Annotated in this window: 1 protein-coding gene; it reads right to left on the bottom strand. The window is 37.2% G+C overall.

The genetic code is table 11. From position 1 onward, the window contains the following. On the bottom strand, window positions 1–1,274 hold a 1,274-nt coding region (locus tag PL11201_RS25660; RefSeq protein ID WP_159451589.1), incomplete at both ends, for a DEAD/DEAH box helicase.

Below are 1,274 nucleotides of genomic sequence, written 5' to 3'. Positions count from 1 at the left end.
GAAATAGCTTCTTCTGCCATATCTGCTAATCGTTGTAATTTCTGCGATCGCGCCGCCGAAAATTCACTTCCATCCTGTAAAAACTGAGCCGGATGGTTACAAATTTGTTTTAACTTCATCAGCGTCGATAAAATTAATCCTTTTCGTTTAATCCCTTCAACTTCATTAATTTTTTCAGCCACATCTTTCACTAACGCTTCATACAGAGATGCTTGCTCTTTGGTTAAGTTACAATACACTTTTTGCTCCACTTTATCAGGTAAATCATTAATAATTAAAGGGTCAGTCTTCACTCGTCTCAAAATTAACGGCTCTACCAATTTCTTTAAAGTTGCAGATTTCATCCGGTCATTATCTTTTTGAATAGGAATTTCAAAGGATTTGCGAAATTGAGCTTCTTTTCCCAAATAACCGGGATTCAAAAAATTAAAGATTGACCATAGATCTAGGAGACGATTTTCAACGGGAGTTCCCGTTAAAGCTAATCGATATTGCGCCGAAAGTTTTAAGATTGCACGAGTTTGAGCGGTTTTAGGATTTTTAATATTTTGAGCTTCATCAACAACAATTCGTCGCCATTCAAAATGATTGAATAATTTTTCATCTTGACGAACTAAGGTAAAAGACGTGATCACAACATCACAGTTAAGACAAGTCGATTTAAAGGCTTCTAGCTCTTGAATTCGACCGCTACCATGATGTATAATAGCTTGCAAATGGGGTGCAAACTTTTCAATCTCTTTTTGCCAATTCCCAATGACTGAAGTGGGTGCTATTAATAACGTGGGTAAAGTAGAATCTGTTGTTTCTTTTTCCTGAACTAATCGAGCAATCACCTGAACGGATTTTCCTAATCCCATATCATCCGCTAAACAGCCATTCAACCCTAAATTTTCTAAGTATTGTAACCAGGATACTCCCCGTTTTTGATAATCCCTTAACGTTCCTTGCAATAGGGGAATATCACCCACCATCGTAAGTTGACTTTTATCTTGCAATTTCCCCATCAAATCAGATATCATTGAGTCATGTTCGATTTCTAATTCATCTTCTAAGGAAGCCGACATTTTGACGAAATCTAACAGCTTGATTTCCGGTTGTTCTTCGGTGTGTTTTTGCCAAAATTCCAGCATCTGCTGCATTTTCTGTGTTCCTAATTCCATCCACTGACCCCGAAATTGAATCAGAGGTGTTTTAGCATTAACAAGTTGTTCCCATTCTTTGGGTGTAACAACTTCACCGCCAATGGATAGGGAATATTGATATTGAATTAA

This window comes from Planktothrix sp. PCC 11201, from assembly GCF_900009135.1.
Classification (GTDB): Bacteria; Cyanobacteriota; Cyanobacteriia; order Cyanobacteriales; family Microcoleaceae; genus Planktothrix.
This window is presented reverse-complemented; position numbering and strand designations above follow the sequence as displayed.